The sequence below is a fragment of the Gluconobacter frateurii genome (assembly GCF_002723955.1).
Classification (GTDB): Bacteria; Pseudomonadota; Alphaproteobacteria; order Acetobacterales; family Acetobacteraceae; genus Gluconobacter; species Gluconobacter frateurii.
This window is the reverse complement of the sequence record NZ_BEWN01000006.1, coordinates 96,523-122,648: the sequence shown is the minus strand read 5'-3', so window position 1 is coordinate 122,648 and position 26,126 is coordinate 96,523. Positions and strand designations below refer to the sequence as shown.

The 26,126-nt window shown below is 55.5% G+C and carries 29 protein-coding genes; 20 read left to right on the top strand and 9 right to left on the bottom strand.

What is annotated here, in order from left to right:
* Nucleotides 1–46: 46 nt before the first annotated feature.
* From GFR01_RS15125 to GFR01_RS15070, 13 genes are all read left to right on the top strand, one after another.
* Nucleotides 47–1,531 (top strand): phage tail sheath protein, encoded by a 1,485-nt coding sequence (locus GFR01_RS15125; RefSeq protein ID WP_099183108.1) that lies wholly within the window; start codon nt 47–49, stop codon nt 1,529–1,531.
* A gap of 2 nt (nt 1,532–1,533) precedes the next feature.
* A complete protein-coding gene (locus tag GFR01_RS15120) occupies nt 1,534–1,959 on the top strand; it encodes a hypothetical protein (protein WP_099183107.1) in 426 nt (141 codons plus the stop codon).
* The gene (locus GFR01_RS15115) at nt 1,956–2,276 is read left to right on the top strand and encodes a hypothetical protein (protein ID WP_099183106.1); all 321 of its coding nucleotides are present in this window, start codon (nt 1,956–1,958) and stop codon (nt 2,274–2,276) included. The genes GFR01_RS15120 and GFR01_RS15115 overlap by 4 nt, the downstream gene beginning before the upstream one ends.
* A gap of 358 nt (nt 2,277–2,634) precedes the next feature.
* The gene (locus tag GFR01_RS15575) at nt 2,635–3,342 is read left to right on the top strand and encodes a hypothetical protein (protein WP_145994584.1); all 708 of its coding nucleotides are present in this window, start codon (nt 2,635–2,637) and stop codon (nt 3,340–3,342) included.
* A 17-nt stretch (nt 3,343–3,359) separates the two neighbouring features.
* Nucleotides 3,360–4,277 carry a hypothetical protein gene (locus GFR01_RS15110; RefSeq protein WP_099183105.1) on the top strand — a complete coding sequence of 306 codons (918 nt, stop codon included), beginning with the start codon at nt 3,360–3,362 and terminating at the stop codon, nt 4,275–4,277.
* A 6-nt stretch (nt 4,278–4,283) separates the two neighbouring features.
* Complete coding sequence (locus tag GFR01_RS15105; protein ID WP_099183104.1) at nt 4,284–4,493, top strand: hypothetical protein; 210 nt, start codon at nt 4,284–4,286, stop codon at nt 4,491–4,493.
* The gene (locus GFR01_RS15100) at nt 4,490–5,548 is read left to right on the top strand and encodes a hypothetical protein (protein ID WP_099183103.1); all 1,059 of its coding nucleotides are present in this window, start codon (nt 4,490–4,492) and stop codon (nt 5,546–5,548) included. The genes GFR01_RS15105 and GFR01_RS15100 overlap by 4 nt, the downstream gene beginning before the upstream one ends.
* Before the next feature lie 3 nt (nt 5,549–5,551).
* Nucleotides 5,552–6,178: a baseplate assembly protein gene (locus GFR01_RS15095; protein WP_244902322.1), complete on the top strand. Its 627-nt coding sequence runs from the start codon at nt 5,552–5,554 to the stop codon at nt 6,176–6,178.
* The gene (locus GFR01_RS15090) at nt 6,175–6,534 is read left to right on the top strand and encodes a GPW/gp25 family protein (RefSeq protein ID WP_099183102.1); all 360 of its coding nucleotides are present in this window, start codon (nt 6,175–6,177) and stop codon (nt 6,532–6,534) included. The genes GFR01_RS15095 and GFR01_RS15090 overlap by 4 nt, the downstream gene beginning before the upstream one ends.
* A gap of 41 nt (nt 6,535–6,575) precedes the next feature.
* Complete coding sequence (locus tag GFR01_RS15085) at nt 6,576–7,715, top strand: baseplate J/gp47 family protein (RefSeq protein ID WP_063903524.1); 1,140 nt, start codon at nt 6,576–6,578, stop codon at nt 7,713–7,715.
* A 45-nt stretch (nt 7,716–7,760) separates the two neighbouring features.
* Nucleotides 7,761–8,999, top strand: a complete 1,239-nt coding sequence (locus GFR01_RS15080) for a hypothetical protein (protein WP_099183101.1) — start codon at nt 7,761–7,763, stop codon at nt 8,997–8,999.
* A 2-nt stretch (nt 9,000–9,001) separates the two neighbouring features.
* Nucleotides 9,002–9,688: a hypothetical protein gene (locus tag GFR01_RS15075; protein WP_099183100.1), complete on the top strand. Its 687-nt coding sequence runs from the start codon at nt 9,002–9,004 to the stop codon at nt 9,686–9,688.
* Complete coding sequence (locus GFR01_RS15070; RefSeq protein ID WP_099183099.1) at nt 9,688–10,944, top strand: glycine-rich domain-containing protein; 1,257 nt, start codon at nt 9,688–9,690, stop codon at nt 10,942–10,944. The genes GFR01_RS15075 and GFR01_RS15070 overlap by 1 nt, the downstream gene beginning before the upstream one ends.
* Before the next feature lie 43 nt (nt 10,945–10,987).
* On the opposite strand, the gene GFR01_RS15065 is transcribed toward GFR01_RS15070, so the two are convergent.
* The 9 genes from GFR01_RS15065 to GFR01_RS15025 all read right to left on the bottom strand — a co-directional run bounded on the left by GFR01_RS15065 (nt 10,988) and on the right by GFR01_RS15025 (nt 21,679).
* Nucleotides 10,988–12,307, bottom strand: coding sequence for a cytochrome c (locus GFR01_RS15065; RefSeq protein ID WP_099183098.1), 1,320 nt, complete (start codon nt 12,305–12,307; stop codon nt 10,988–10,990).
* Entirely contained in the window at nt 12,304–14,082 is a 1,779-nt protein-coding gene (locus tag GFR01_RS15060) for a GMC family oxidoreductase (RefSeq protein ID WP_099183097.1), read from the bottom strand. Before GFR01_RS15060 ends, GFR01_RS15065 begins: the two co-directional genes overlap by 4 nt.
* Nucleotides 14,083–14,094: 12 nt before the next feature.
* Complete coding sequence (locus tag GFR01_RS15055) at nt 14,095–14,805, bottom strand: gluconate 2-dehydrogenase subunit 3 family protein (RefSeq protein ID WP_099183096.1); 711 nt, start codon at nt 14,803–14,805, stop codon at nt 14,095–14,097.
* Between the two features lie 137 nt (nt 14,806–14,942).
* Entirely contained in the window at nt 14,943–15,770 is an 828-nt protein-coding gene (locus GFR01_RS15050; protein WP_099183095.1) for a hypothetical protein, read from the bottom strand.
* A gap of 18 nt (nt 15,771–15,788) precedes the next feature.
* Entirely contained in the window at nt 15,789–16,862 is a 1,074-nt protein-coding gene (locus tag GFR01_RS15045; protein ID WP_099183094.1) for a hypothetical protein, read from the bottom strand.
* On the bottom strand, nt 16,859–17,740 hold the full coding sequence (gene hslO / locus GFR01_RS15040) for an Hsp33 family molecular chaperone HslO (protein WP_099183093.1): 882 nt from the start codon (nt 17,738–17,740) through the stop codon (nt 16,859–16,861). Before hslO ends, GFR01_RS15045 begins: the two co-directional genes overlap by 4 nt.
* A gap of 47 nt (nt 17,741–17,787) precedes the next feature.
* Nucleotides 17,788–18,717, bottom strand: coding sequence for an ornithine carbamoyltransferase (argF, locus tag GFR01_RS15035; RefSeq protein WP_167384278.1), 930 nt, complete (start codon nt 18,715–18,717; stop codon nt 17,788–17,790).
* A gap of 41 nt (nt 18,718–18,758) precedes the next feature.
* Entirely contained in the window at nt 18,759–19,961 is a 1,203-nt protein-coding gene (locus GFR01_RS15030) for an aspartate aminotransferase family protein (RefSeq protein WP_244902321.1), read from the bottom strand.
* Between the two features lie 152 nt (nt 19,962–20,113).
* Entirely contained in the window at nt 20,114–21,679 is a 1,566-nt protein-coding gene (locus GFR01_RS15025) for a D-aminopeptidase (RefSeq protein ID WP_099183090.1), read from the bottom strand.
* 63 nt (nt 21,680–21,742) lie between these two features.
* Between GFR01_RS15025 and GFR01_RS15020 the strand changes: the two genes are divergently transcribed.
* The 7 genes from GFR01_RS15020 (at nt 21,743) to GFR01_RS14990 (ending at nt 25,959) form a co-directional block, all read left to right on the top strand.
* Nucleotides 21,743–22,351 carry a regulatory protein RecX gene (locus GFR01_RS15020; protein ID WP_048842796.1) on the top strand — a complete coding sequence of 203 codons (609 nt, stop codon included), beginning with the start codon at nt 21,743–21,745 and terminating at the stop codon, nt 22,349–22,351.
* The gene (locus GFR01_RS15015; protein WP_099183089.1) at nt 22,348–22,818 is read left to right on the top strand and encodes a CHAP domain-containing protein; all 471 of its coding nucleotides are present in this window, start codon (nt 22,348–22,350) and stop codon (nt 22,816–22,818) included. The genes GFR01_RS15020 and GFR01_RS15015 overlap by 4 nt, the downstream gene beginning before the upstream one ends.
* Before the next feature lie 71 nt (nt 22,819–22,889).
* Nucleotides 22,890–23,165, top strand: coding sequence for a twin-arginine translocase TatA/TatE family subunit (locus GFR01_RS15010; protein WP_099183088.1), 276 nt, complete (start codon nt 22,890–22,892; stop codon nt 23,163–23,165).
* Nucleotides 23,165–23,791: a methylthioribulose 1-phosphate dehydratase gene (locus GFR01_RS15005; protein WP_099183087.1), complete on the top strand. Its 627-nt coding sequence runs from the start codon at nt 23,165–23,167 to the stop codon at nt 23,789–23,791. Before GFR01_RS15010 ends, GFR01_RS15005 begins: the two co-directional genes overlap by 1 nt.
* Nucleotides 23,792–23,794: 3 nt before the next feature.
* On the top strand, nt 23,795–24,349 hold the full coding sequence (locus tag GFR01_RS15000; protein ID WP_099183086.1) for a 1,2-dihydroxy-3-keto-5-methylthiopentene dioxygenase: 555 nt from the start codon (nt 23,795–23,797) through the stop codon (nt 24,347–24,349).
* Between the two features lie 9 nt (nt 24,350–24,358).
* Entirely contained in the window at nt 24,359–25,039 is a 681-nt protein-coding gene (gene mtnC / locus GFR01_RS14995) for an acireductone synthase (RefSeq protein ID WP_099183085.1), read from the top strand.
* The gene (locus GFR01_RS14990; protein ID WP_099183084.1) at nt 25,036–25,959 is read left to right on the top strand and encodes a bifunctional riboflavin kinase/FAD synthetase; all 924 of its coding nucleotides are present in this window, start codon (nt 25,036–25,038) and stop codon (nt 25,957–25,959) included. The genes mtnC and GFR01_RS14990 overlap by 4 nt, the downstream gene beginning before the upstream one ends.
* Nucleotides 25,960–26,126 lie beyond the last annotated feature (167 nt).

Below are 26,126 nucleotides of genomic sequence, written 5' to 3'. Positions count from 1 at the left end.
GCCCTGGAGCAGAAGGCTTTTTTTGTTTTGGGAGTAATACCGGCGGATGTCTCTGGTTTATCAGGCGGGTACGCTGAATACGACGGCACTCACGGTGCCTAATCTTTATGTGCAGATTGCACAGCCACAGACACTTGGACTGACAGGTGCTTCCTCTTCCAAACTTGGTATTGTGGGAACTGCGGGTTGGGGGCCTGTTGGTTCACCTGTTCCCGTAGGCGGGATGAGTGATTACCTTGCCGCCTTTGGGGCAAAACAGAATGCAGTGACGGATGCTGGTTTGGCTGTGAATATCGCAGCCATGCAAGGGGCATCCTCTTTCGTGGTAGTGCGTGTTACGGATGGCACAGATGTAGCGGCCTCTGGCAGTTTTGGGGATGTATCTCTTCAGGCTGCCCATACGGGGACAGTTGGTAACGGTATTGTTGCGACTGTAAGTGCAACAGGTTCGGGCTATGCACTGGCAGTTTCGCATCCTGTTCTGGGCTTTGCCAGTTACGCCGGTAGTAACTGGACGACGCTCGCGGCGGCTGTTGCGCAGGATCTGTCGGCTCTGATTATGGTGCACCTGCCGGAGACTGTGCCTGATATCACGGTTGGCGCTGTGACCTTGTCGGGTGGTTTGGATGGCGGGGCGCCTTCTGTTTCGGCTTTTCTGGGAAAAGATGACAGTGTTCGAACAGGGATGTATGCCCTGCGAGGACAGGGTTGTGCGATAGCGCTTCTACATGGGGTTACGGACAGCACATCGTATTCCGCTCAAGCTGCATTCGGGCTTGGGGAAGGGGCGTACATGATTGCCTCCGGCCCTTCTTATGACAGCGTGACGAACGCTGTGGCGGTTAAGGCTGCCAGTGGGCTGGATTCATCAGCTGTTAAATTGATGTTTGGTGACTGGCTGTGGTGGAATGATGACGTTAATGGAATGATGCTTGTCAGCCCGCAGGCTTTTGCAGCAGGCATTCTGGCCGCGCTCTCTCCTGAGCAGTCGAGTCTTAACAAGGCGTTGGCAGGGATTGTGGGTAGCCAGAAGTCAGGTCTGAGCGGCAGTAGCGCAACGTATTCGACGGCAGAGCTTTCCACGCTATTTACGGCCGGGATTGATGTCATTTGCAACCCTGCACCAGGCGGGTCTTACTGGGCTGTGCGGTGTGGGCATAATGCATCGAGCAAAGTGACGGTAAATGGCGACAATTACACGCGACTGACCAATTATATTGCATCTTCTCTCGCAGGAGGGATGGGAGCTTATGTTGGCCAGGTTGTGAATGACACGTTGTTCTCGGATATTCGTTCGACGCTTTTAGGCTTTCTGTCGTCCCTGCTGTCTCAGGGAATTCTGGGTGTTCAAAACGGTGAGCTGCCTTACAGTGTGGTTTGCGACAGTTCCAATAACCCTCAGACACGGACAGCTCTTGGATACGTTCAGGCGGATGTTGCTGTGCGATATCAGGGTATCAACGAGAAATTTGTAGTGAACCTGCAGGGTGGTACGTCCGTGACGGTGACGTCTGCAGGCGGGAGTGTCTGAATATGGCAAATCCATACAGCATTGGCAGGGATTGCCGGATTACGGTTCTGTGGAACGGACAGCGCGTTGATCTTCGGGATGTGACGTCTTTTGGCGCTTCGCAGGAGACGCATGCTCTGCGTGCCAGCCCGCTCAACGGAATGCCTGTGGAATTTAATGTTCCTAATGGTTGGAGAGGCTCATTTCAGATTGCTCGGGCAAGTGCTGCACTTGACAATCTGGTGGCTGCGATTGAGGCGGCTTACTGGAATGCGGGTACGGTCGGAAGCGGTACGATCTATCAGTACGTGATGGAACCGGACGGGACGACCAGTACGTGGGAATATACGAATATTTCCATCAAACTGAAAAATGATGCGTGGCAGTCTGACCAGATGGTCCATCAGACAGTCCAGTTCTTTGCTTCTACAAGGACGAAAATCTCGTGAGTATACTTCCGGAAAGTGTGTCTCTTTCGGATGGGCGTTGCCTGACTCTCAAAGAGATTGATCCCGCCGATATGCTGGATCTGATCGAAGCCGCAGGCTCGGCGGTTAATGGGCCTGCTGCAGCCACCTGGCTTGGTTATGCAGAAATGATCTGTTCTGTTACGGCGATTGATGGAGTTCCCGTGCAAATGCCGGGAACGAAAGAAGAAATTCGTGAGCTGGCGCGCCGGTTAGGTAAAATTGGAGTGGCGGCTCTTCATCCTCTTTTCCAGCAGGAACAGGATGACGAGGCTATGGTGGCTACAGCAAAAAACTGAGCCGGCACTCCGTGTTTCAGGAGATGCTATATCTTCTGGATCATGGAGTGCCGTGGAATATCCTGAAATCGTGGTCTCGGGCTAGGCGAATGGCGGCATGCATTATCACGGCGGAGCGCGACGGGCATGTGTTTGACTGGGGTCGAAGGCAGTATCGGGAATAGAGATGCGCACAGGTAAATTACGGAATGAGGCGTTTCAGTTCGCTCTGCCGGTGGCCCGACATGTCTTTAGAGGGCGATCAGGAGGTTCTGTATCCTCGTTTGTGCCGTTGCGAAGACGATTTAAAGCTCGCCTAAGCCCCGATGGAAAATTGCGGTCGAGTTTTCCTTCGGGAATGGTGCATGTAGGAAGAATATTGACTGCTCGTGAGGGGGATAAGAGTTTTTCGGGAGCAGGTAATAATATTCGTGTTTCTCTCGGGCGGTTGAGGAAAATTGTTCGTGGTGGTGCGACAGATATCAAATCCGGCACCTTGGCAAACAGGAATTTACCAGAAAAGATTTTTAAAAATTCGACCACACCAGCTTCGATCCGGCCCGTAAAGCTGACCTCAAATTCTGTTTTTTCGTTCGCTGATCGCGAAAATGCAACGTCCTTTTCGAAGCGTGTTAATTTTGTCTCTAAGGCATTGCGTCGTAAAAAAGTTGAGTCAAAAGAGCTTGGACGTTCTGTTGTGAGAGGAAATTTCGGAAGCGCAATTTTTTGTGGGCGTGATAACAATTTTTCCGCAATGCAGGATAATAATTTTATCCGTTTTGTAGGATGGAAGCGTAATTCCGTTCAAAGCGCGAATAATCAGTCCCAGGATAGCATGGCTCCTTCCGGTCCATTAAGGAAAAATCTTTCAGAAAATATGATGCGAAATCAAAATGGTAAGCCTCGTATTGTAAAGGAAGATTTTTCTCCTGATGAGTGGGGGGAGTTTCCTTCAAAATCACATTCTGGAATGTTTGAGAGATACGATCTGGAACGGAGTTCGAGGCTCGCGGCACGTCAGGGGCACGGAGGCGTAGATGAGCTAAGGTTTCCGCAATACCCCGGCCGCAGTATTGGAATGAGTTAAAATAAAGGAGAGCATTGATGGGCTTGACGCTCTCTGCACTTGAAAATGCCATTGGCTCTGTTGGGCGTTTGGGAGCAACGGCGCCCGTCATGCTCGGGGATCTGGTACTTACAGGCATTGAAGTTCCGGATCGTTTGCAGGTCGGTGGCCGCCAGATGATGGTGGTTCATCGGCTTCCTGGTGGTGGGCGTGTTGTTGATACGCTGGGCAATGATCCAGGTCGTCTGGAGCTCACAGGTAAATTTCTTGGACCGAATGCACAGGCACGGGCTCAGGCCATTGAGAAAATGCGTGTTCGTGGCGCGCCTGTAGTGTTTTCTGCGGCGGGCATTGCTCTACAAGTCTGGATTGTACGCTTCGTTTATTCTTATGAAGCGAAAGGTGCGCTTTGCTCATATGAGCTTACTCTTGAAAGACCAGCAGAAAGTGTGGGTTCTGCAACCGTAGGAAATACGCTTTCAGATGTTTTGGGAAATGATGTTGACAGCGGTTTGACTCAATTAACGGATGTTATTTCTGCCGTGTCTGACGGTTTGTTTGTCGAAAGTGGACAGGTTGGCTCGATTGTAGGTCAGCTCATGCCTTTGGGCACATTGGTTGGCGCGGGTGGCTCTCTTGCCAAAGTCAGTGACGCACTCGCGACAACCAGTGCTTTAAGCCAAGGGGCTACGAATCTGGCAGGTGCCTCGACAGTTCTGGATAGTTTGTCGCAGCAACTTAGTGTTTCTGGACAAGGATTGATGTCGGCACTCGAAATTTCTGGCCAGAATATTGAAAATATCCAGATCGAGAATGCCTCTTCTCTCTCCGCTGTTATGGGAAATGCAGCCGTACAAAGCGTGGGGGCAGACGTCGGAGGGTTGGTCAATCGGTCGAACGCGTATGTCGGACAGGCACAAGGCCTCACTGCACAAATGCCGGCAGTTCATTCGTGAGGATTCATGAAAGATATTATCGTAACTTCGGCGGATATTTCTCTGTTTCACGTTGCGGCGAAAGAACTGGGCGATGCTTGCCAGTGGTGGCGGATCGCGGATTTCAATGGGCTGAATGATCCTGATCTGGGGTGGGTTGAAACAGTTCTTATGCTGAAAATTCCAGGAACTGTATCGGAGAGTTCGTCAGGTCTTCCTGATGACGTGGGACAATGACAGATCGTCAATTAGAGGTTCGTGTCCTGTGGGACGGGATTGAAAATTCCGTATTATTTTTAAAAAAATTCGAAATTGATTCTCATAGATATGAGGCGTGTGACACTGCAGTTCTGACCTTTGTTCGCAGTCAAGCGTCAGTAAGCAGTTCTGCACTCTGGTTTGAAAGCGGCGCTACGGTCACCCCATGGGTGTCTGTGGAAATTCGGGATCTAAAGGTAGCTAATCCGAATTGGAGCACGATTTTTCAGGGGCGCGTAGATCATGTGCGCGTTCTTTCGATGTATTCCGTTATCGAAATGGAATGCAGAGATGCTCTGGCACAATTGATTGATCTGCGTGTGCAAGACGCATGGTTGAATCATACTGGATCTGATCTTCTGTCCGTACTAGCTGAGGCGGGCGGGCTAGACGCACGAGTATCATTTCCGACCGATATGCCGGATCATATGTTGGGGCAGTTCTGGCAAATCGAACATAAGCGCGGCTCTTTTCTTTCTCAGCATCGATTTCAGACTGCAGCCGATCTGGCATTTTCTGTTGCGCGCGAGGCGCTTTGCGATCTGTACGCGGATGGGAAGGCGCTGGTGTGTCAACCAATGCAGACTTCGAATCAGGCCCAGAGCGTCATTGATGCAAATGGAATTGTTTTCGAGACCGATATTGCTCGAGATTTGCAGTTATCATCAGGGGTCATAGTGCATCTTGCTTCCTGGGATTCAAGGCAGCGTAACAGCACTCATTTATATTACGATGGAAAAACATTCTCAGAAAATGCGCCTGTAACAGAGAAAACATTTCACAGTTTTAGGGTTCCGGGTCGCAGGGTGGAAGATCTTCGGCGATTGGCTCGTGGAAAATATGAGCGGATAGCTGCTCATGCAGTGTCTGCACGGGTCTCAATGCCTGGTCTGATCGGCCTTGGACCGCGTCAATTTATGCGGATTGCGTCGGGACAGGCAGAGGAAATTCTTGGAGTGGATCAGGTTGTGTCACGATTTTCGCTGGAAGAGGGTTTTGTACAGCATGTCGTGTTACGCAAACGGGGAGAGTGAGGCATGACACAAATGCAGATGGTCAGTGCTGCACTGGTCAATAGAAGCGCGCATGCTGTTTTTGGAGTGGTGTCTGCTGTTGATCCTGTCAACCACGCGATCAAAGTCAAAATTCAACCGGATGACATAGAGACGGGTTGGATTGCAGATGTTGGAGGGATTCAGGCGGGAGATCTCAGGATTGCCTGTCCTTCCGAACCCGGCACCCATGTTGTGCTGCTTCCGATTGAAGGAGATGCTGAACATCTTGTTGCGATTGGAGCAGTTTTCGACACTGTTGTGAGAGCGCCTGTCTCGCCTCTGGATGGAAGTGTTGTCCAACCCGGAGAAATGCTGATCCGTGCGGGGTGTGGCGAACCACCTGCTAGCGACGCTTTATCGTCTTTCATGCAGGAAAATGCAGAAGCTGGCTGGTGCCAGATCGGACGAAAAGGCGTGACGCTTGGGGCCGGAACCTCAAGTTTCGTCATCTCTCAAGATGAGATTGTTCTGACGGTTGGCAGCGTTAGGGCCGTATTGTCTGCAAATGGCCTGAAGGTCTTTTCCGGTGACATCCAGACCGATGAGCATTCACTGAACAATCATATTCATCTCGTCGGAACACAGTCCACAGGAGGGCCGGTAGGATGAGTTCCATCGGGCATTTTTATGGTGGCGATCTGCTCCTGGAAAATGGTGGGCTTTCTGTTGTTTCTGGTTCGGAAGAAGTTCGTCAACGTATTTTGCGGCGGTTACTGACAAACTCCGGGGATTATATCTGGCAGCTTGATTATGGCGTTGGCTTGCAAGGTATGATTGGGGACGTCGTCGTTCCTTCTGCAATGCAGGCGGCCATTCGGACTCAGGTTCAAAAAGATACAGGGGTGGATCCTTATTCCCCTGTTGAGGTCGATGTAAGTTCGGACCCTAACGGCGTGTGTCGGTGCAGGATTTCCTATGTGGATGCTGACACCGGGCAAGCGCAGACCCTGGATTTTTCTTCGTAAAAAGATGTGCCTGCTTCGGTCAGGCGCCTCTGGAGGATGTAATGTCTCTTTCTCTTCGCTCGTTTGCCACAACGGTTTCTACCGCAGTGGTAACGGCGCAATCTTCCTGTGCGCAATTGCTGGATGTTTCTGTCGGTTCACCAGTTCGTGCGCTGATGGAAAGTGTTGGCGGCATCGGGCTGTGGTTGCAGTATCTGGTGTTGCAAACTTTACTTCGAACCCGTTTGGCGACGTGTACGGCAGAAGATTGTGACAGTTTTGTCCAGGATTTCGGGATGTCACGCCTTCCGGGAACATCTTCCACCGGTCTGCTAACCATGTCGTCTTTTTCGCCATCCCAGCAATCGGCTGTTGTTGTGCCTGGCACGATTGCGCGAACGGTTTCTGGTTTGTCTTTTAGTGTGGTGAAAGATAGCACGCTTGCAGTCTGGTCTGAAACGGCTGGTGGTTATGTACGCGCGGCTGGTGTGTCGAATATTTCGGTTCCGGTTCAGTGTCAGACTGCCGGTGCAATCGGCAATGTCCCCATTGGCGCAATCTGTCTGATGGGTACGGCCATTTCGGGCATTGATACGGTCACAAACCCTGCGGCGTTTCTGAATGGTTCGGATCAGGAAACGGACGCGGAGCTTCGGGCTCGCTTTCCATTGTGGCTGGCAGCGAAAGCGTCCGCCAGCAGGGCGGCAGTTGGAAATGCTGTTTTGGGTGTTCAGACAGGTCTGTCATATTCGTTGCGGGACGGGCTGGCTGCGGATGATACCGCACGTTCTGGCTATTTTACTGTTGTTTTGAATGATGGCAGCGGCGTTCCTTCTGACCAACTGCTGACACAGGTTTATGACGCTGTAGATGAGGTCAGGGCGCTGGGTGTTGCATTTGGTGTGCGAGCGCCCTCTCTTTTAGTCCTGAATGTTTCCATGACTGTTGTTGTACCGGCATCTGTGGGAACACAGCAGGCCATTACAGCAATCCAGAATGCAATTGCACAGGATATTGCAGGTACGACCGTAGGCAGTGGGTATGCCTATAGCAGGCTGTCCTATCTGGCATATGTGGGAGCTGGCTTAACGGTCACATCCGTTCTTGATGTGCGTCTCAACGGCAGTCAGTTGGATATTCCGGCAAACGGCGATCAGGCTCTGGCAGTTGGCAGTATTCAGATCAGCGTCACTCAAAACTGACAGACAGGCCTCCTGCATGAATATTTGCGGAGGATGGGGAAGACTATGCCTGTTTTTAATAGATATCCAAAACTTGAAACGCTGACCGGAAACGAAGTTCTCGTTCTTGCAGATGCCAGCGGTCAGCACACTGTTACGGCAACGGCATCCCAGATTGCTGGCGCCCCTGCGGTTTCTAAGCCGACTGGAGAATTTTACCAGGATAAAGGCGCGAAAATCAGCCGGTTTGCAGACCGTGTGCTGATTGGGGACGCGGCTGCCAACCCTGGACTGAGTGACCGTGAAGCGGCGTCGAATAATGACTGGCTGTCCCGGACGATGTCTGAAACGTCCATTGGACCGTGGGCACTACAGGATGCGCAGTGTGCGTCCGTTGCTCAGTATGGAAATAGTGCTTTCGTCGCGGCATCCCGCACGTCTGATGCAAAAACCGCACCTGAGATGCTTGGCTTCCAACCAAGTTCGATCGGTGTGGCTGCGTGGGGCGTTGCTGACGATACCTCCACCCCGACGACCACAACTGCGTATGCATATTATGGAGAGGCATGGCGCCTCGCGGGCGTGAATTATCAGCCGACCTTTGTTATGGAGCTGGAGGCCGTCAACTTTGGTGGACTGGCTGTCGGTCAGTCCAATCCTTACGCTCCGAATGTAGGCGGGGGCGTGTACGGGATCCAGCTTGGTGCCGGTGGGGGGCAGACGACTGGTACGGCGGATGCAGCGGCCGGAGTAGTCTTTGTTTCAAATCCGAATGCCTGGCAGACCGGAATTGTTTTCGGTGCGACATCCCTTCGCGGGACGGACGGAACTGATGCGGGATATGCCTCAGCCCTTTCGCTGGCGCGCAATCATGCTGTGGAGTGGCACACACCTGAAGTTGTTTCTGGAGTGGCAGGCAACAATGTCGGCGCTTTTGTACGATCCACGGTCACGGAACGCGCAAAAGGGGTACGTCAGGATTTCATCGATAACGAAATTCTCTTCAGTAATATTGAAGGTCAGACGCTTTTTTCTGTTGGGAGCATGTCTGCTCCTAATAATGCTCTTCAGGTCCAGGCTGGTGCAGGAAGCCAGGCGGCTGGTCTGTATGTTCAACAGGGAGAAAATGGATCAGCCAATCTGGGACTTTTTCCGGCTGATGGTGGTGAGTTGCAGATGTCGTCTCCCGTTAGTGGGGCTGGTGCGACACTCCCAACAACTGTTGATGGTGGATTTCTGCATATCAATATCAATGGATCCGATTATCGTATCCCGCTTATGAGTCCCGCTCAGGCTGGAAGCTGATTATGGCTACTCTTTATGATGAAGAAGGCCTTGTTCTGCAGGCTACGGATGGAAAGGCTCTTCTGGATACCGGGCCATTACCGGGATCTGTTGACGATTTCACTGCTCGGCTTCGTGCGCTTCTTCCTGTCGGCTGGTTTCCATCTCCTCCGCAGGGTCTGGAAGAGGAAGAAGCGCCAGTTCTTGTTGCCATTCTGACAGGTTTCGCGACGGTCCTCACTGGTATCTGGGTACTCATGGAGGAGTGTCGGAGCCAGATACGGCTAACGACCATGAGTGGCGCCTTTCTCGATATGCTGGCGGCCGATTATTTTGGCGTGGATGGGCTGCCTCGAAGAGCATCTGAAGGCGACAGAGATTATCGTGCTCGCATCGTGAATTCTCTGGTGGCACCGCGGAATACCCGACAGGCTGTGAGGGACGCGCTGGTTGCTGTTACGGGGGTGGAGCCTGTCATTATCGAGCCTCTGAATGCGGCAGATTGTCATGCACAGGCGTCTTTAGCATCGCCGTCCTGTGGTGGCGGCGTGGGATATGGTTGTGCCGGATTACGGTATGGCAGTCAGTCAGGCGGCCAGTTTTTTCTGGAAACTGCGTTGGGGCAGGCTTCTGACACACAGGTTATTTATCAAGTGATTGAACGAACTGCGGCCGGTGGCGTGACGGGCTGGGTTCGAGTGGAGCAATAATGGATCGGGCGATTGTATATGCGGGGTCTATCCCGCTGGATACGGACCTTCTGCGCGTAGGAAAGTATGGGAAAGCCGCCATCGGCCATATGTCTGACATGCTGTATGGTCAAGGGGTCGTAGCAGCATCGGGGCTTGCCTGTACGCCTTCTTCTTCCTCGTTGGCTGTGACGATTGGTGCAGGTTCCATTACCGCTCCCGGCATCATGGATGCGACTGCTTTTGGGGGAGCCGGTGGCGGGTATCGTGCTGATCCGACGCAAACCACATGTCAGTATTCCAGCGATACGGCAGTGACAGTCACTGTGCCAGGAACGGGTGCGAGCTACACGGTTTTTGCGATCTGTGCCGAACAGGATGTTGATCAGACGGTTCTTGCATTTTTCAATGCGGCTAATCCGTCCCAGACGCAGGCAGGACTGAACAATAGTGGTGACGTACTTCCAACCCGTCGCTGGGCTGGAATGTCTTTCATTATTGCAACGGATGCGCCTGCGGCTCCCGCAGGGGGCACAGTGGTTCCGCTTTATACGCTGACGGTTCCACAAGGAGTCACTTCGCTTGCGGGTGTACAGCCACAGCCTGGACAGGCGTTCTGGCCAACTATTCCCGAACTGGCGACGCAGACATTGCTACGTGCGATCGCAGAACCAATGCAGCTTGTGGCCAATGATACGTCTCTTTCCGTACCTGCCTGGGCAACGCGTGTTGAGCTTCGTGTCATTGGCGGCGGAGGCGGCGGAGCGTCGTCCAGTTCTACGTTGCTGACCGGATCTTTTTCTGGCGGCGGCGGCGGCGGAGGCGGTGATGCCTGGGGCATCTATGGTGTTAGCCCTACCAGCGGTGGGGTTCTGGGAGTCACGATTGGCCGGGGGGGCGCCTCAGAGCAGACAGGAGGAACATCCCTGGTCAGCTACAACGGGCAAACACTTCTTCAGGCCAGTGGAGGCCATGGTGGCTTCTTCTATGACAACACGGGTTCAGCCGGAGGGGACGGTGGTACTGCATCCGGAGGGACGATCTGGAATCAGACCGGGAGCTGGGGCGGAGACGGCCAGAGTAATGCCTCGACCTTTGCAGGCTATGGTGGAGATGGCCCGTGGGGCGGCGGTGGCCGCTGCGGGAATCAGGCTGGCCGTGATGGAACCCGCTTTGGTGCAGGCGGCGGCGGCTCGTATTCTGCTGCTGTGGAGGGTACTCCAACTGCAGGGGGGGCTGGCTTCTCAGGCTGCGTGATGTATCGATTTTTGCCGTAATGGCAGCGTTTTGGGGACGGTTTTCCCCGTCCCCAAAAGAGTGTCAGTTTAATGAAATGTCGCCGTCCGCCATATTGCGCGGCGGCATGGCTTTCCGAAGTTTCGCAACGTCTTCCGCGCTGACGGCAGAAGCGTTGTTGCCCCAGGCGTGACGGATGAACGTCACCACATCAGCAACCTGCTGATCATTCATACGATGCATGAAATCTGGCATCGTAAAGGCAGACGGGGCTGCCTCGGTTTTTGGTAATGTTGCTCCGGCTTGGACCACATGAACCAGAGACGCCGGATCTTTTCCCATTACAACAGGATTTCCCGCCAGAGGCGGGAAGACAGGCGGGTAACCCTTGCCATCCGTGCGGTGGCACGCAGCACAGTTATCGACATACAATTTTGCTCCACGTGCAGAGACGTCTGCTTTGTGAAGGGCATTGGTTGCAGTCGGGTCATAGACCCAGTTGGGCTGCGTCTGGTCGAATGGCTGAAGTGCCCGCAGATATTTTGCCATCGCGTGCAGGTCAGACTCAGTCAGGTGCTGTGTACCGTGCACAATGGCTGACGTCATCGCACCAAAACTCTCGCCCTGCATATTGCGGCCGGTTTTCAGGAAATCGACAATATCCTGCTCGCTCCACCGTCCCAGACCTGTCCGATTTTCCTGACGCAGGGATGTTGGGATCCACCCGTCAATCATGGCGCCCCCCGCAAGGTAAGACGTACCATCTGACGCGGTCAGAGCTTTTTCCTGCATTGTAAGGCCGCGAGGAGAATGACAGGCTCCACAATGTGCGGGACCTTCTACAAGGTAGGCTCCTCTGGCCATTTGGGCATCGGCAAATTCATGCAGGGTCTTTTCCTGTGCTTTTGCCGGAGCTGGAGAAAAAGCCCACCGCCAGAACATAAGCGGCCAGCGCATCGAGAAAGGCCAGCGGATACCATTTTCGGGAGTAGGGATGGCTGCTGCTGAAACGCCCTCGTGAAAATACGCGTAAAGGGCGTGAACGTCATGATCGGTCAGGCGCGCGTAAGACGGATAGGGCATTGCGGGATAGAGCGTAGAGCCGTCCTGACGAATCCCTTCACGGAGCGCACGACCAAATTCAGCTTCGGTATACTTGCCGATACCGTGTTCCACATCTGGCGTGATGTTCGTGGAATGAATGATACCAATCGGGAGTGTGAAAGATACTCCTCCAGAATATTCCGGTTTATTTTTGATCGAATGGCACGCAGCGCAATCAGACGCAGCTGCCAGATACCGGCCTTCCTCGATCAGGGCAGTCTTGTCGTCATTGGCAAATGCTGTCTGGTGGCTCAGAGCAAATATGCCGCCCGCAAAGGCCAGGAATGGGAAAATCTTCATGCCTGCACCAGAGGTCCGGGAGATTTCAGGTAGGTTGTGCGAATGTGATAGGCCGCCCAATAGGCAAGGGCTGCGACCATGCCTGTCGGATTATAACCCATTCCCTGCGGGAAGGCATTCGACCCAATTACAAAGACGTTCGAAACATCCCAGCTTTGCAGATAGCGATTGAGAGCACTGGTTTTAGGATCAGTGCCCATGATGGCACCTCCACCAAGATGCGTTGTCTGATAGTGGCGGGTATCAAACGGCTGGCCTGCATTCAGATGTACAAGATTGGCTTTTGTGGCTCCCATCGCTCTGGCAATAGGTTCAATCTTGCTGACAACGTATTGGTTCATCCGGATATCGTTGTCTTTCCAGGTAAAAGTCATCCGGAGGAGAGGCTGGCCATAGGCGTCCTTCCACGTGGGGTCCAGATCCAGATAAACGTCCCGGTAGGCCATGTTACTGCCATGGGCATCCACACCGATCGAATGTTTGTATGTGTCGATCAGGGCACCTTTGTAGGCTGACCCCCAGCGTGGTGTGCCGCCGCCGCCCGTGCCGATGGCTGCGGCAATGGGTTTGACGCCCGCCTGATTGACCCAGACTGGCGAACCACCAACAAAGCCAAGCGGTCCGTGGTCAAAGTTCATGCTGTTGAAATCATCAATAGCAACACCCACGCCACCCGCGCCGATGAACTGATTGGTATATTTGGAAGAGGGCAGCCAGATACGGGAAGACGTGATGGTCTGGTAAACGAAATTACGTCCCGTTGTGCCGGTATTGCTGACAGGGTCGTACGGCTTTCCAATGCCCGATAGCAGCATCAGATGAACGTTATGAAACTGGAACGCACTCAGGATAACGAGATCCGCAGACAGGGAGATTTCCTTCTGCGTTTTGGTTTCCAGATACGCTACGCCAGTTGCCTTGGCGCGCGTATCATCCAGATCAACACGCAGAACATGTGCATCTGAAATTAGCGTAAACCGTGGGTCCTGACGCAGGGCGGGGAGAACATTCACATTGGGAGACGCTTTGGAATACAGGTAGCAGTCGTATCCGCTGCAATACCCACAGAAATTGCACGGCCCCATCTGGCAGCCATACGGATTTGTATATTGGCGGGATGCGTTCGCAGCTGGAAGGGAGTACGGATGGTATCCCGCTTCTGTCGCAGCAGCCCGGAACGTTGATGCGGTGAACGTATCTTTCATGACCGGCAACGGAAAATTGTCGGACCGGTCTCCATCAAAGATGTTGCCGTTTCCGACGATCTTTCCGTTCACCTTGTAAGCTTCACCGGATGTACCGAAGACTTTTTCGGCCTTGTCGAAAAACGGTTCCAGTTCGGCATAGGTCACGCCATAATCCTGAAGATTCATACCTTCAGGGATGAATTTCTCACCATAGCGTTCCACGACTGAGCTGCGAAGGCGGAGATCTTCCGGGGAAACCCGGAAATGAACACCCGACCAGTGAAGACCAGCGCCTCCAACCCCTTCGCCGGGCAGGAAGGCTGCCAGTTGCCGGTAAGGCAGGGCTGTCTGGTCAATCGTATTGCGAACAGTCACCGTCGTCTGGGACAGGTTCTGGAACAGACGTTTGCGAATGGCGCCACGAAGTTCGTCAATGGATTCCGGGTAGGCGCCTTCCACGGCCGTGGCGCGTTCCGATCCGCGTTCCAGCATGATGACTGAAAGACCGGCCTCCGTCAGTTCCTTGGCAAGAATGGAGCCAGCCCAACCTGCGCCAACAACAATGGCATCTGCATGTTTTTTGGTCATGATCTGTGCTCCTCAGGCCGTCTCACCCGAGATCGAAATCGGGCCAAAGGGATATGCCTCTCCGTCCTGATTGACCCAATCCATGAAGTCGGCGCGAGCGCCCGGAAAGCCGAGCATGAGCCATCCTCCAAGCCCTTTGTTGCCGCCATAGAGAGGGTCGGCAAAAGCACCCTCCATTGTATTCGTGCGCAGTTGCTCAAAGAAAACACGTCCAGGAATGTCTCCCAGCGAGACAGACCCACCTTCAAGCGCTGTTAGAATTTGCTCCTGTGCAGGCGCTCGAAGGTCGGCAAAGGATTTCCCATGCTGTTGGCGGGTATAGGCTTCGAGGCCCGCAATCCCTTTTTGATACAGATCGCGAGGCACAAAAGGGAGCTGATAGCCAAGATTAGCCGGTCCCTGCACAAATGGTGCAGACATGTACCAGTTGTCTCCATGCCCGTATGGAGACTCCATCTGTCGATCAATGAACTCTGCCACACCTAAACCCCGTGCCCCCGGTCCGTGCTGATCCTGTGGGAAAAGGCGCTCCGTCGCGGCTTCCACGAAACGGTATTCTTCAGGCGTGAAGAACGTTGGCTGGTAAGGCTTTTGGGCCTCTTGAGCGAGTGCTTCGGCCCAGTGAGAATGTCCACTGACCATCCAGAATGACGTGGAGCCGAGAAGGCCTTTGACGAAACTACGGCGAAGGGGGCGTGTCAGTGTCGGTTCCTTCGGGGGCACAGTGGTCTCCAGAACGAGGGTAGGGCCATGTTCGGGAAATGAACATATCCGAAATAAGTAAGGACAAGACCCCATAGAATAAGCATCAGGTCCGAAGCCAGACCCAGAGCGATCACAACGCCACGAGGATGATGATTTTAGCCGCCTGAACTGGCGTTCTGCGAGGTGGATGGCAGTTGCAAAGTCCCCATGGGAGGAGATTTCTGTTTGGGAGCCGAAACCGCTGGAGCGCTGTCATCGCCCGATCCGGTCGGGAAAATGGCATCTGGTACGCTGGGCTGAGCGGCTGCTGCGGTTGAGGGCTGGGGCTGAACGCTTGGGGATGCAGGAGTAAGTGTAGCAGGTGTTGAAACAGTGGGCGTCGTAACGGTGCCTGGTGCTGTCAGGGACTGCTGCTGAACGCCGCCATTAACGAGCGGATTACCGATGGCATCTGTCATCCAGCTCATCAGTTTTTTGCGGATCTGGAACTCCAGCTCAACATTCATGTCCTGCATCATCTGGTTCGTCAGTTCATACAGGGATCCACGCGATGTGGCGCTCTTGGAGCCGGTGTCGAGTTTGCGGCTGATCCTGGCATGAATATAGCCCGTATGTAGATTGCCGGCATCGGCGACATTCAACTGCACATCCATCGCGCCGGAGATGACGTTATCTTCCGCAGCAGAGATGTAAGCCTGTTTGATGATGAAATCCGCCTGCCCGGTCTGACCGCTTGCGACAAGTCGCTGATTGGCCATCTGTTTGAGCGCCTGATCGGGAGGCGTAGGGGCCTTGGCGCTCAAAGAATCCGGCGTAGGAGCAGCCTCGTCCTGAATATTGATCGTTGCGACATTCAGATGAAGCTGGGACAGATAGCTGTAATCGGCTGGCGGGAAGGTTTGTGCAGGTTCATTGTCCGCACATCCTCCGAGACCAAGGGAAAACGCCAGAGCACTCGCTCCAATCCAGTGTCGCATACCCATTAACCAGTCTCCCGAAGTTTATTCGCCGTCCCGGCCCAAGAGTGCTTTCAGCCGTCCAAACAGCCCCTTTTTAGGGGGCGACTTTACTACCGGAGCGGGTTCCAGTGGAAGCTCTGGCAAAAAGGATCTTTGTGGAGCTTTGATCGGCTCAGCTGTTTTCTGGATCGCTGCCGCTTCGGTAATGGGAGACGCATTGATGGACTGTTCATGAGACGGAGGCGGAACTGAAGGCGAGGGCGAGCCCGTTGGATCATCCTGTGTAGTTTTGGGCGAGCGGAGCGAGGATGCCTGACCCACACCAAAGTCTTCCGGAAGGAACGGGCGTGCGGAGCGGATAGCGTCTGCATGATCTGCATGTCGTGCAAACCATTCCAGGATCCACCCTGGAAAAAGCGGCCCAGAGGGAGCATCGCTGACCAGCAGAGGCCCTTTGGGATAATAGAAAGAGGGCCGCCGGTCCGGCGCTGTTTCATCCCAGACCAGATAGAAAACAGCGTTTTCGGCTTCATCATTAAAGCGGTAGGCTGTTGCGGAAGAGCCCAGTTTCATCTCAATCTGAGCACGAACGGGCAGCGCCGAAAACGGCGAAGACACAATCAGTGTGCTGCCGGTACGCTTCGCAGAAAGCAGGGCTTTCATCCGGCCTTCTGCAACAGGCTTCCCGTCAGGACAGGTCAGTGCTTCGCCACTATCCGCATGGCCTGCCGCAATGAAGATCGCATGAGGCGCATGACGCCCCAGCCAGCAACCTGAAAGCTCACGAAAGACGATTTCCGGAAGATCCGTTCTGAAGGTACGGGCATCATCCCTGATCTCTCCTCCGAGAACACCTTCTGCCAAAGGCCAGAACAGAGGGTCCATTGCTGTCAGAAGATCGTTTTGAGCTTCTGGTGGAAGGGCCAGCACATGACTGGCCTTATAGACGCCATTTTCAATCCACCAACAGGCCTGTCTTTGACTGGCTTCGTCCTGAAAGACGATAACTTCAAACTGCCCGACGACCGGCTGACGATGTATTGCCGTCCATCCGGGATAAAGTGCCCCGGCGGGTGCGCCATCAATCTCGATACCGTCAAGCAGCGAAGCCGTCATTCAGGTTTGTCTCCCAGTTCATCGCGGGTGAAGCGAAAGCCGACATTACAGAACTCGCAGTTCATTGTGATGGCTCCGTCTTCAACCATATGGTCCAGATCGTCAGTGCTGAACCTGTCGAGCACAGAGGCAAGACGGGCCCGGGAGCAGCGGCATCCATAAGCCAATGCGCGCGGCGTGGCGATCTGGACATCCAACGTCGCGAACAGACGATAGATCAAATCTCCACTGCCCAGATCTTCGTCAAAGATCTCAACTGGCTGGAGCGTTTCGGCAAACGTGCAGGCTGTCTCCCACGCATCGTCATCCTGCGCGGTCGCTTCAATTCCACCTTCCGCAGCAATACGTTCCAGAATCAGCGCACTGGCGCGCCAACCATCCAGCGTTTTCATGCAGAACAGCCGGATCAGGCAGTCATGCTGCTCACTGGTCTGAAAGTACTGCATGGCCATGTCGGAGAGTGTCTCTCCCGTCAGTTCCACAATGCCCTGGTGACGGTCCATGTCCGCCCCTTGGTCAATCGTGAACGCCATGTAGCCGTTGCCTAGAAGCTCAGGAGCCGTTTTTGGCAGATTTGCCGGATCAGCGTCTTCAGAGAGGCGCGCCGTAAAACGGAGGTCTCCCGTATCCGTTGCATCCGCCAGCAGCATCGTGACCGGACCATCCCCCTTGATCTGAAGAGAGAAGGAGCCTTTGAACTTCAGGGCAGATGCCATGGCCGCCACAAGGGCTAGAGCCTGACCACCCAGCTCCAGAACGCCATCGGGGAGGTCATGGCGGGACAGGATGGCATCGGCCAGCTTTCCCAGTCTGACAAGGCGTCCCCGAACAGGCGAACGTTCCAGATAAAACGGAACAATGCCCCCTGAAACAACCATGTTCGGGACGTTGGGGCGTCCCCTGTCAAGAAATGGAGGTGTATCGATCACCCGTTCTCTCTCCCAAGGGCCCAGAGAAGCAGACCCTTCTGCGTGTGAAGCCGGTTTTCCGCTTCATCAAAAACAACAGACGCCGGGCTTTCAAAAACATCCGCCGTCACTTCTTCCCCGATATGGGCAGGGAGGCAGTGAAGGAACAGGGCATCAGGCGCAGCTTTTGCCATAAGAGCGGCATCCACCTGATAAGGTCGGAATGCGGCAAGACGCTGCTCACGGTCCTTGTCGCCCATGCTGACCCAGGTATCCGTCAGGACAGCATCTGCACCGGAAACAGCCTCAGCCGGGTCACGGAAGATCTCGATGGAAGCGCCGTGCTCACGCGCCCACGACACTGCACGTTCGCTGGGTGCAAAGTCGGCAGGCGTTGCCAAACGAACGTTAAACTTTAGAAGAGCCGCAGCTTCCATCAGTGAGGTCGCAACATTGTTGCCGTCCCCGATCCATGCCAGCGTCTTGCCCGCAATCGGGCCGCGATGTTCTTCAAACGTCAGAACATCGGCCAGAATCTGGATCGGGTGAGACACTGGCGTCAGCCCGTTGATGACTGGAACCGTGCTCCACTTTGCCAGTTCGCGCAGGTTCTCGTCCTTGCCAGTCCGCAGAACAATTACATCCAGAAAGCGCGACAGAACCCGTGCTGTATCCGCGATGGTCTCACCGCGCCCAAGCTGCATGTCCCCCGGTGACAGCACCGAAACCTGCCCGCCAAGCTGACCCATTCCGACTTCGAACGACACACGCGTCCGCGTGGAAGGCTGTGCCAGCATCAGCCCGAGGGTCCGGCCTTCAAGCGGGCGCTCCGGATGCAAAGGGCGTGCACGATTATTCTGCAGAGCTTTGACGCGGGCCGACAGATCAATGATCTGTCGGATGACGTCTCCGCTGAAATCGCGAATATCAAGAAAATGCCGTGGCATCTGCTGTTCCGTTCCAATCGTCCGGGGGGCGATAGCCAGACTCACGACACTGTCTCCTGTTCCAGTTTTCCGGCAGCCACAAAGGCTTCGGCTGCCTCAATCAGTTTGTTGCATGCGATTTTGCAGTCTTCTTCCGTCACGATCAGCGGGGGCACGAGACGCAGAACATTGTCACCAGCTCCAACCGTCAGAAGACCAGCACCCGTCACGAACGGCATAACTTCACCGACCGGCGGCACACAGTGCAGCCCACGCATAAGACCCATGCCGCGCACATCGTCAAATACTCCGGAAGAGCGCTTCACAACGTCCTGGAGCATCGTGTCGAACGCGTCTCCAACGGTACGGACATGCTCTAGAAAACCGGGGCTAAGCACTTCCTCGAGGACGGTTGTCCCCGCAGCGCAAGCCAGCGGGTTGCCGCCAAATGTCGTCCCGTGAGAGCCGGGGGTCAGATGTTTGGCCAGTTCTTCCGTCGCCAGAACAGCGCCGAGTGGGAAGCCGCCGCCGATACCTTTGGCAATGGAAATAACGTCCGGCTTGATGCCGTACCACTCATGCGCGAACAGCTTGCCAGTCCGGCCGACACCCGTCTGAACTTCATCGAAGCCCAGATAGATGCCATGTTCGTCACAGACGGCCCGAAGTGCCTTCATGAAGACTTCTGTCGCAGGCTTGATGCCGCTTTCGCCTTGAATGGGCTCCACAATGATACCAGCCGTCTCCGGCGTAATGGCTGCCCGCAGCGTGTTCGTGTTGTTGAACGGCGCGTGGTCAAAGCCTTCAACGACAGGGCCGAAGCCCTTCTGATAGGCCGGGTTGCCCGTTGCGGAGATCATGGCCAGCGTACGGCCGTGGAAGGCTCCATCAAAGCATAGGACGCGCGTCCGTTCCGGATGGCCGTTCGCGAACTGGGCGCGGCGAATCATCTTCACCATGCCTTCGTTGGCTTCAGCGCCCGAGTTACAGAACAGCACGGAGTCCGCGAACGAGTTCTTTACCAGCAGGTCCGCCAGCTTTTCAGCCTGCGGAATGCGATAGAGATTCGAGACATGCATGACCTTCGCAGCCTGATCCGCGATGGTCTTCACCAGCTTAGGATGCCCATGGCCAAGAGAAGAGACGGCAATGCCGGCCCCGAAATCAAGATATCGTCGCCCGTCCGATGCCGTCAGCCAGACGCCTTCGCCCTGCTCGAAAGCAAGGTCGGCACGTTTGTAATTGGGCATGAGGGCGGAGATCATGATGATCGACGATCCTGAATCAGGGTGAATGAAAAGCTGCAGAATCGGAAAACCCTGCCCCGGTCGCCCGGGGCAGGGCCAAAGATTCCGCAGACACATACTGTGCGGCAGAAATGCGATCCGTCAAACCCCTTGCGGGGAAAGAACGGTTTTCAGGCGCGCCTGTACACGAGATCTCGGGCCAGCCAACACCCAACCCGGACCGCATTCACACCCATCGCATCCCGCTCGAAAGCCAGCGTCCAGTCTCCCGGTGCCGTATGATCCAGAGCACGCGGGCAAGGCAGAACCCAAACGTCCTTCGCCAGTCGCTGAAGCGGCTCCATACGGCCATTTCCGAGAATGCCTGAAAAACCGCCGTAAACGACACCATTGGTCAGTTCGACTGTGACTTCAGCTTCGTCCAGCTCTTCGCAGCGATAGATCCCTTCAAGAGCTTCAATGTCTTCGCCCGGCGTCTCATCACAGGCCGTCAGAATACCAACCCGGTTTTCCCCTGGTCGCTCCATGCGAACCTCATCGCCCTGACGGACCACGCGGACATTGGGTGTCTCCGCACGTGACGGCGAAACACCCTCCAGCATCTCCGGAACCATCAGATAACGAAGCTGCGCACCACCGGGTGCCGGTTCGATTCGGGCTGACAGTCCCGTCTCCTGCTCAAGATATGTGCCGTAAAGTTCCAGGGGCTGCTGGGTCGTGCGATCGGGTTCGTAAGGAACGCCAAGGGCCGCAGCCAAAATCTGCGCCGCAGCCACCTGAGCAGGCGACATGTGATTGAACATCACCACCACGGACAGTCGCTCGGAGGCTACATGCAGCCGGTGAGAGCGCCAGCCACGCAGGGCACCTCCATGCATCGTCACATCCCGCCCGAACATCGAGGTTCGTTGTAACCCAAAGCCATAGGGCGCAGGCGTTCCATCCAGAAAGGACACGGGCGCCGTCAGGCGATTATAAAGCCCGTCCGGATCGTCGCGTGTGGCGTCGATGAAGCGCTCCCACGCAATCATGTCATCCAGTGAGGCGCCCAGCCCGGCATCGCCCGTCCACAGAACGTTATTGATTGCCGGTCGAAAGCCGCTTTCAACAGTGCCTTCATAGCCGACTGTCCCATCCGGCATGGCGCGGGTTTCGGCCGCCAGAATCGCGCGTTCCATACCGGCTGGATTGAACACGGACGTCTGAAGCAGTTCCGCAAAACTCCGCCCGGTTCGGTCTTCCAGAATGTCCGACAGCAGGCGGAAATTCTGGTTCACATAGGAATAGGATGTTCCCGGCTGAAACTGGAGCGTGCGTGTGCCATCAATGACGCGGCGTGCTTCCCGGTCTCCGAATTCTCCTTCGATCGGTGCACCGTGCAGCATTGCCACCGCCCAGTAATCCCGCAGGCCGGACTGGTTATGCGCCAGATGCAGCGCCCCGGGAGCAGGCTCATCAAGCTGGGGCAGGCGGTCATCCACGTCCCCATCCAGCTCTGTCGGATCCTGAAAAAGATCCAGAAGCACCCCGCAGGTGAACTGCTTGGTGATAGAGCACATGCGGAACAACGTGGAGGGCGTGAACGGAAGCCGCCGCTCCGCATTGGCGTACCCCCATGTGTGGCGAATGAGAACCTCGCCGTCCTTTACAACGGCAACAGCCCCGCCGGCGCCGGGATAGCGGGCAGGGATGGCGGAGACGGCCGCCTCGAGACGGGCTGAAAAAGAGTCGCTCATGGGGCGATGATGGCCTCATCCGATCTTGCCGTAAATGCTTACTTGGCAGCATACTCCCTCTCTATGGAGGACATACCAACCGCTCCCGATTTCAAGGCGTTGCGTGAAACGGCTCTGGCTCATCTGGCCCGTTTCGCCACAACCGAGCACGGCCTGCGACAGATGCTGGACCGCCGCCTGCGCCGTTGGGGCACCCGTGCAGTGCGCGCGGGAATGCTGGAAGAAGATGTGGAAGCAACGATAGCGTCTTTGCGTCCTGCCGTGGATGACGTCGTCTCTGCCATGACGGAACTGGGTGCGGTCGATGATGCCGGGTTTGCCCGCTCCCGCGCCCTAAACCTGACGCGGACAGGCCGCTCCCGTCGCGCTGTCGCTGCCCATCTGGCAACGAAGGGCGTTGACCAGAGTGTAACGCAGGATGCGCTCAACGAATCGCTTGGCGAGAGATCAGACGACACCGCCCGTGAAGCCGAACTGGCCGCAGCGCTCGTGCTGGCCCGAAAACGGCGTGTAGGGCCGTTCTGCCGTCCTGATCGCCCCCAGGAAGACCCCATCCGCGTCATGGGCATCTTTGCCCGCAACGGGTTTTCCCGAGATGTTGTGGAAACTGCGCTCGACATGGACCCTGAAGAAGCAGAAGACCGCATCATTGCCTTCCGGAGCCGGGCATGAAGAAACTGGCTCTGTGCCTTCTTCTTTCTCTTACAGCCTGTGGGGGCAGCCGTGAGTTCAGTCGTGCCAGCTTCAATGGCCCGCTTCAGTGCGCACCCTACGCCCGGTCCCGGACAGGCCTTCAGCTGAGTGGTGCAGCTGCTTCATGGTGGCGTCAGTCCGCCGGGCATTATGCCCGGAGTCATAGTCCGACGCCGGGCTCTGTTCTGGTGTTCCGCGCGACCTCCCGGGTGCCAAGCGGGCACGTGTCTATTGTTCGGAAACAGATTTCTTCACGCACGATTCTTGTAGATCATGCTAACTGGGAGCCGGGACGCATTGATCGCAATGTCCCCATCACGGATGTCTCGCCCGATCATGACTGGACTCTCGTCCGCGTCTGGTGGGCACCCATCCACGGCCTCGGACGCAGGGCCTATCCAGCCTACGGCTTCGTTTCGGCCTCCGGTCCGGATGATGCGTCCTGAGCGAACGCTTGCACAAACGCCCAAGCCTTGCCACATGAAGGTGTAGCCTTGGCTTTTCGGAGTAATACATTATGGGCAGCATGAGCCCCGTTCACTGGCTGATCCTGGCGGTCGTCCTGCTCGTCGTGTTTGGCGGCGGTGGAAAGATCAGCGGTCTGATGGGAGACTTCGCGAAGGGAATCAAATCCTTCAAGAAGAACATGGGTGAAGACGAAAACATGACGCCGGCTGAAAACAGCCAGCCGCCTGGTCATATCTCGCCCCCCAACCAGTCGCCCGGCTACAACCAGTCGCCAGGCTACAGCCAGACGACCACCAACAGCGATACACACCGTACGCAGGTCTGATGTTGAACACGACGTCTGATACGGCATGGACCGACGCCGCCCGGCAGATTGTACGGGCGGGTCAGCGGATGGATCAGCGCGGCTGGGTTCCGGCTACGGCTGGCAACCTGTCCGTCCGTCTGGACGATGGCCGCATCGCCATTACCCGGTCAGGTGGCCACAAGGGCTTCCTGACGGAACAGGATGTGATCCAGATCACCTCTGAAGGTGTGCCGCTCGACCCTGCCAATCGTGCCAGCGCCGAGACCCTGCTGCACACCCAGCTTTACGCGCATGATCCGTCGATCGGTGCTGTGTTGCATGGTCATTCCGTCGCGGCCACCATCCTGTCCATGGATGAGCCGACAGACGCCATCACACTGGCAGGATATGAGGTTCTGAAGGTCTTTGAAGGCCAGACGACTCACGACACCAGTCTTGATCTCCCCCTGTTTCACAACGATCAGGATATTGCCCGGCTTGCGACAGTTGTTGCTCCGAAGCTGCCGGATATGCGTCTGGGCTACCTGATCCGCGGGCATGGTGTTTACGTCTGGGGTAAGGACATGTTCACGGCTCTGGCCCGTCTTGAAGGCCTGGAATTCCTGCTCGCCTGTCATCTCGCCCGTCTTCAGAAGGCACGCTGAACCATGAGCAGACTGACTGTTTATCGGGATGACAGCCCCGACACGATCCTTCTCGATGTCACGTCCCCGGGTGAAATCGCGGAGACATTGCGTCTGCACAACGTCCGTTTCGAACGCTGGTCAGCGCCTGTTACGCCTGCCAAGGACGCGACGACAGATGAAGTGCTGGCCGCCTACCGCCCTTATCTCGATACCCTGATGGGCGAGACGGGTGCGGGCAGTGCAGATGTGGTGCGGATTAACGCCTCAACGCCTAATCTGCCGGAACTGCGCAAAAAATTCCTTTCCGAACATACGCATAGTGAAGATGAAGTCCGGTTTTTCGTGCATGGTCAGGGCGCGTTCGTTCTGCATATCCACGGCAGAATCTATTCTGTTCTGTGCACCGCCGGAGATCTGATCTCCGTGCCGGAAGGCATCCCGCACTGGTTCGATGCTGGCCCGTCGCCCGATGTGGTCGCTCTGCGTGTCTTCACCGACACAACCGGCTGGATTGCAAAATATAGCGGGGACGATATTGCCGAACGTTTCCCCGCAGACGTTCCTACTGCCTCCTGAAAGCCCAACATGATTCGTCTCGTCCTGCTTGATATCGAAGGCACAACCCTGCCGATCTCTTTCGTGCGGGACGTCATGTTCCCTTATGCGGCCAAGGCGCTTCCGGCCTTGATGGAAGACCATACGAACCCACAGGTCGTAGGCGCGCGGGCAGACATTGCAATCTCCCATCCCGGCGAAGACCCGCTGAAGGTCTGTCAGGATTGGATGGCAAAGGACGAAAAGGCCGCTCCTCTCAAAACTCTGCAAGGCATAACTTGGCGTCAGGGCTTTGAAGACGGCACGCTCCGAGCTGATCTTTACAAGGATGTGCCACCGGCCCTGAAGGCGTGGTCCAAAGGGGGCCTGCGTCTGGCGGTGTATTCCTCAGGCTCCGTTCCATCACAGAAGCTTCTGTACGGCTATACGGAACAGGGTGATCTGACACCTCTGTTCGATGGTTTTTTCGATCTGTCCACAGGTGGCAAGAAAGACGCTGCGTCCTATACGAAAATCGCTACAGCCTGCGCTCTGAAGCCGGAAGAAATTCTTTTCCTGTCTGATATCGGCGCAGAACTGGACGCTGCCAAAAAAGCCGGTCTACAGATCTGTCAGCTTGTGCGTCCGCAGGACAAAACTGTCCCGCATGAAGGGGCACCACAGGCAGCCGACCTGAACGACGTCACCCAGAAGTTCAGCCTCCCCGCATGACCCTGCACACAGACTGGCGATCCATCCCCGACAGTGCTCGCGGAACCGTCGCAGCCCTTGGGAACTTCGACGGTGTCCATCGTGGGCATGTGCATCTGCTGCATGCTCTCCGGGCAGCGCGACCGGATCATCCGCTATCGGTTGTGACCTTTGATCCGCACCCAAGGGAACTGTTCCGCCCGCAGGATCCTTCCTGTCGTTTGATGCTCCCGACTGTCCGGGCACAGGCTCTGGAAGAACAGGGAGTTTCGCAGGTCTTCCAGATCCCGTTTGACGAAGACTTCTCGCATCTGAGTGCTGAAGCATTTGTTGAGGATGTTCTCATCCGGAGCCTCGGTGTGGCGCATGTTGCGTGCGGCGCAGACTTTGCCTTTGGTCATCGGCGTACGGGCGACACGGCAAGGCTTGAGGCTCTACTGGCCCCTCATGGGGTGGGTCTGACTGTCGTGTCTCAATTGTCTGACGAAGGCGGACCGATTTCTTCCAGTCGAATCCGTCGTCTGCTGAAAGAAGGGTATCCGGAACGCGCTGCCGAGGAACTGGGTCGTCCATGGTCCATTGTCGGCCCAGTGGTTCATGGAGACCAGCGGGGACGCCTTCTGGGCTTTCCGACTGCAAACATTCCGCTCGGGCAGCATCTTGAACCCGCGCGTGGCGTTTATGCTGTCCGCGTGACGCTTCCTGATGGGCGTGTGTTTCCAGGCGTGGCCAATCTGGGCCGTCGTCCAACAATCAATGACGGACAGGAAAGTCGGCTCGAAGCGCATCTGTTTGATTTTTCAGAAAATCTGTATGGCAAGACTCTCAGCGTCGCTTTGATTGCTCTCCTTAGGGAAGAGAAACGCTTCTCTGGTCTGGATGCACTTAAATCCCAGATTGCAGAGGATGCTCAGCAGGCGCGGGATTTACTCGGAGCCTGAAGACGTTCTTAATCTTCGATGTTCCTTGACAAGGCCGTCTCTCGTCATAGAGGCGGCCTTTTTTCGTTCCTGCTAATACCCTGAACCTCGTGGCCAATATGTCACCGAGTTTCTGAATTATAATTTATTGTGCAGAAACTTCCCGTATTCATATTGAGAATAATTCG

Coding starts and splice junctions, on each gene's coding strand:
- GFR01_RS15030 (WP_244902321.1), bottom strand. CDS start 19,961: ATGATCTCCGCCCTCATGCCCAATTACAAACGTGCCGACCTTGCTTTC.
- GFR01_RS15095 (WP_244902322.1), top strand. CDS start 5,552: ATGACACAAATGCAGATGGTCAGTGCTGCACTGGTCAATAGAAGCGCG.
- GFR01_RS15010 (WP_099183088.1), top strand. CDS start 22,890: ATGGGCAGCATGAGCCCCGTTCACTGGCTGATCCTGGCGGTCGTCCTG.
- hslO (WP_099183093.1), bottom strand. CDS start 17,740: ATGGTTGTTTCAGGGGGCATTGTTCCGTTTTATCTGGAACGTTCGCCT.
- GFR01_RS15105 (WP_099183104.1), top strand. CDS start 4,284: ATGAAAGATATTATCGTAACTTCGGCGGATATTTCTCTGTTTCACGTT.
- GFR01_RS15080 (WP_099183101.1), top strand. CDS start 7,761: ATGCCTGTTTTTAATAGATATCCAAAACTTGAAACGCTGACCGGAAAC.
- GFR01_RS15100 (WP_099183103.1), top strand. CDS start 4,490: ATGACAGATCGTCAATTAGAGGTTCGTGTCCTGTGGGACGGGATTGAA.
- GFR01_RS15125 (WP_099183108.1), top strand. CDS start 47: ATGTCTCTGGTTTATCAGGCGGGTACGCTGAATACGACGGCACTCACG.
- GFR01_RS15065 (WP_099183098.1), bottom strand. CDS start 12,307: ATGAAGATTTTCCCATTCCTGGCCTTTGCGGGCGGCATATTTGCTCTG.
- GFR01_RS15000 (WP_099183086.1), top strand. CDS start 23,795: ATGAGCAGACTGACTGTTTATCGGGATGACAGCCCCGACACGATCCTT.
- GFR01_RS15070 (WP_099183099.1), top strand. CDS start 9,688: ATGGATCGGGCGATTGTATATGCGGGGTCTATCCCGCTGGATACGGAC.
- GFR01_RS15050 (WP_099183095.1), bottom strand. CDS start 15,770: ATGGGTATGCGACACTGGATTGGAGCGAGTGCTCTGGCGTTTTCCCTT.
- mtnC (WP_099183085.1), top strand. CDS start 24,359: ATGATTCGTCTCGTCCTGCTTGATATCGAAGGCACAACCCTGCCGATC.
- GFR01_RS15085 (WP_063903524.1), top strand. CDS start 6,576: ATGTCTCTTTCTCTTCGCTCGTTTGCCACAACGGTTTCTACCGCAGTG.
- GFR01_RS14990 (WP_099183084.1), top strand. CDS start 25,036: ATGACCCTGCACACAGACTGGCGATCCATCCCCGACAGTGCTCGCGGA.
- GFR01_RS15020 (WP_048842796.1), top strand. CDS start 21,743: ATGGAGGACATACCAACCGCTCCCGATTTCAAGGCGTTGCGTGAAACG.
- GFR01_RS15015 (WP_099183089.1), top strand. CDS start 22,348: ATGAAGAAACTGGCTCTGTGCCTTCTTCTTTCTCTTACAGCCTGTGGG.
- GFR01_RS15120 (WP_099183107.1), top strand. CDS start 1,534: ATGGCAAATCCATACAGCATTGGCAGGGATTGCCGGATTACGGTTCTG.
- GFR01_RS15110 (WP_099183105.1), top strand. CDS start 3,360: ATGGGCTTGACGCTCTCTGCACTTGAAAATGCCATTGGCTCTGTTGGG.
- GFR01_RS15090 (WP_099183102.1), top strand. CDS start 6,175: ATGAGTTCCATCGGGCATTTTTATGGTGGCGATCTGCTCCTGGAAAAT.
- GFR01_RS15005 (WP_099183087.1), top strand. CDS start 23,165: ATGTTGAACACGACGTCTGATACGGCATGGACCGACGCCGCCCGGCAG.
- GFR01_RS15045 (WP_099183094.1), bottom strand. CDS start 16,862: ATGACGGCTTCGCTGCTTGACGGTATCGAGATTGATGGCGCACCCGCC.
- GFR01_RS15060 (WP_099183097.1), bottom strand. CDS start 14,082: ATGACCAAAAAACATGCAGATGCCATTGTTGTTGGCGCAGGTTGGGCT.
- GFR01_RS15025 (WP_099183090.1), bottom strand. CDS start 21,679: ATGAGCGACTCTTTTTCAGCCCGTCTCGAGGCGGCCGTCTCCGCCATC.
- GFR01_RS15075 (WP_099183100.1), top strand. CDS start 9,002: ATGGCTACTCTTTATGATGAAGAAGGCCTTGTTCTGCAGGCTACGGAT.
- argF (WP_167384278.1), bottom strand. CDS start 18,717: ATGCCACGGCATTTTCTTGATATTCGCGATTTCAGCGGAGACGTCATC.